Raw genomic sequence first — 3,104 nt, 5'->3', positions numbered from 1 at the left:
CACTCCCCTACTCTCAATCTCTAATTTTAAATAGACCCCTTCAGGGGTTCTATATAATAGGTGTGCATTAGGGCGGGTTTATATCAATCAATGAGTCAGCATGAAAATTCTAGCTAAAACCCGCCCCTACATATTGCCCCATTTTAGATATGTCAGTCCAGAGAAAATTTTATTACAATCTCTACATAGATTGCTATATGTATCCGGATTATTTATCCTGTGACTTTTCAGGTTCAGATTCACTTGGGTTCCCTAGCTGAGAGTTATCTTTAATTGACACCCCATTTCGTAACTTAACAACCCCCTCAACTACAATATTGTCACTACCTTTCAATCCATCAACTACCTGATAATTTTGACCTTGAATACTTCCTAACTGTACAGGTTTCTGGGTTGCCACCAACTTCTTCTCACCATCCATTATTTTCTCTTCGGCGAGAAAAACAAAAGCTTGGTCTCCAATTTTAGTAACTGCTGTAGTTGGAATTGTTAAACCTTGACCTTCTTCCCAGATAACTCTTGCTCTTACCTGTTGGTTAGTTTGTAGTTTCTTCTGAGCATTGTTATATATTGCCTTGACTAAGACAGTTTGAGTTCCTAAACCTGCATCTGGAGATATAAAAGATACCCGACTGTTACCAATTAATTTACCTGTACTTTGATTTAGTAAATCAACTCGTGTACCTAGCCTAATTTGAGGCAGTCGATCTATGGGAATCTCAATATTAACTTCTAAAGTGCTATTATCCTGAATACTGGTTAGTTCAGTTTGAGGGTCTACATAATCACCCACTTTTGGGACTACATTTCCAAGTACCCCATTAATAGGAGCAACAATATCGTAGTATTGTAACTGCACCTGTTCTGCCACAGCATTTGCCTGAGCTTGTTGTAGTTCAGCACGAGTTGTATTTACCTGAGCTTCCTGAGATGCAATAAGTTCGTCTTGACTAGCAATTTGAGCATCTAGAGTCTCAATTCGACGCTCTAAGTCTGTTCTAGCAGTTTCTACTTGTGCTTTGGATGAATCTATAACTTCTTTTTGAGCTGCTATTTGAGCAGTTAGGGTACTGGTGCGACGTTCTAAATCTTTTTTGGCACTTTCTACCTGTGCTTTAGCTGCATCTATTACTTCTCTTTGAGATGCTATTTGAGCGGTTAGGGTAGTGGTGCGACGTTCTAAATCTTTTTTGGCACTATCTACCCGTGCTGCTGCTGCCTCAATTTCTTGTTTGATATTATCTATTTCAGCTTCAGCTTGTTTGATGTCACGAGTAGTTTGGTCAAATCTTTCTTTGGGAACTACTCCTTGTTCATATAATGTAGAAAATCTTTCTTGTTCAATTTTTTGATATTCTAGTACCGCTGTTCTTCTATCTTTTTCCGCCCTCTGCGCTCGTAAATTTGCTTGAGCATCTTCTAATTGTGCTTCTTCAGATAAAGAATTCAATTCAGCAATTAATCTATTTAGTTCTTGACGTTCTGACCTGAGATTTGCTTCAGCATTTTGTAAATTAGCTTCTTCAGATAGAGAGCTTAATTCTGCTAGTAACCTATTTAATTCTTGACGTTCTTGACGGAGGTTTGCTTGAGTGCTTTCTAAGTTAGACCGTTCAGAAATTAAGTTTCTTTCTGCAACTAATTCCCTTTTATCATCTCTTAAGGATCTGAGTTGAGCTTGTGAACTATCCAACTGTGCCTTAGCTGAACCTATTTGAGCAATATTACTATCCAGAACTGCCTGTTGTCGAGAAGGGTCTATTTGCAGGATAGGGTCTCCTTTGGTCACACGGTTCCCTAATGATGCAAATACTTGGCTTATTTGTCCATCGACTCTAGGTCTAATAATTGCTTTTTCTTTTCCTTCTAATGTTGCAATATATTCTGTACTATCTGCAACTTGAGTCTCATCAACTCTTGATATTTCGACTGCTGTAGCTGGGGGTGCTGGTGGTGGTGCGCTACCTCCACAGGAACTTAACAACAGGGCAGATAATACCAAGGGCCAATATTTAGCCTGTTTGACTAATTTGCTATCCATTGGTCTTAAGTTCACTTGTAAATATCTCCTAAGTTTTAGCTAGCTTTTGAATTTAAGTAATTATGGGATTATTTAAGTTTTGAATATTTGATGCTTTATGCTAACATATAAACTATGAAGTTCGTGGTAAAATTTCCTTTTTTAGGACGGTATTTTAAGAATATTTACACTAGCAAAGGAATAGTGTTCAGATAAGTTTACATTTGATTAAATATCTATTTTATAGAGTATAAAAAAAACCTTAAATTATTCAATTTTTCAGCTTATTCTATTTATAATAGAGAGTTTGATTTAGAATTAAGTAATATCAATTCCCTTTAAACAGTTGTCATTGCGAACGTAACGAAGTGGAGAGAAGCAATCTCAATGGTTTCACAGTAGATTCTAGAGATTGCCACGTTACGCTACGCTTCACTCGCTGCGGACAACCAAGTCATTGCGAGCGGAACGGAGTGGAGAGAAGCAATCTCATTTTAGGGGGTAAAGCAAAACTACAAACAAAGGCTGATAACTGATAACTGATAACTGTTCACTGAAATAACCCAACACCATCACACAAATGTCTATCGCTTTCACTGACATTGGGGTTATTTTCTAGGTAGTCGCGCATCCAGTTGCAACCCCATTCATGGAGGCGATCGAACTTCCAACTATTCCAAAGCTTCAGTGTTTTGTCAGCACTTGCAGTGGCAATAATTTCTCCATCCGAACTAAATGCTACACCAAAGACCGCATCCTCATGGCCGATGAGAGTCTGCAATAATTTCCCTTCAAGGTTCCACAATTTTACTGTTTTGTCATTACTGGCAGAAGCAATAATCTCTCCATCCGGACTAAATGCTACACCCCAAACATAATTTTCATGCCCGGTGAGAGTCTGCAATAATTTCCCTTCAAGGTTCCACAATTTTACTGTTTTGTCAGCACTTGCAGTGGCAATAATCTCTCCATCCGGACTAAATGCTACACCAAAGACCGAATGCTCATGCCCGGTGAGAGTCTGCAATGATTTCCCTTCAAGGTTCCACAATTTTACTGTTTTGTCATCACTTGCAGTGGCGAT

At 38.5% G+C, this 3,104-nt stretch carries 2 protein-coding genes; both read right to left on the bottom strand.

Features of this window, described 5'->3' with window-relative positions:
• Positions 1-208: 208 nt before the first annotated feature.
• Positions 209-2,056 carry an efflux RND transporter periplasmic adaptor subunit gene (locus ACP6PK_RS09330; RefSeq protein ID WP_426559376.1) on the bottom strand — a complete coding sequence of 616 codons (1,848 nt, stop codon included), beginning with the start codon at positions 2,054-2,056 and terminating at the stop codon, positions 209-211.
• Positions 2,057-2,570: 514 nt separating this feature from the next.
• Positions 2,571-3,104: WD40 repeat domain-containing protein (locus ACP6PK_RS09325; protein WP_426559375.1), on the bottom strand; the 534-nt coding region annotated here is incomplete at its 5' end.

Source organism: Dapis hubbardiae BLCC-M172 (assembly GCF_050016015.1).
Classification (GTDB): domain Bacteria; phylum Cyanobacteriota; class Cyanobacteriia; order Cyanobacteriales; family Microcoleaceae; genus Trichodesmium.
The sequence above is the reverse complement of the archived record's forward strand: the minus strand, read 5'-3'. Positions and strand labels throughout refer to the sequence as shown.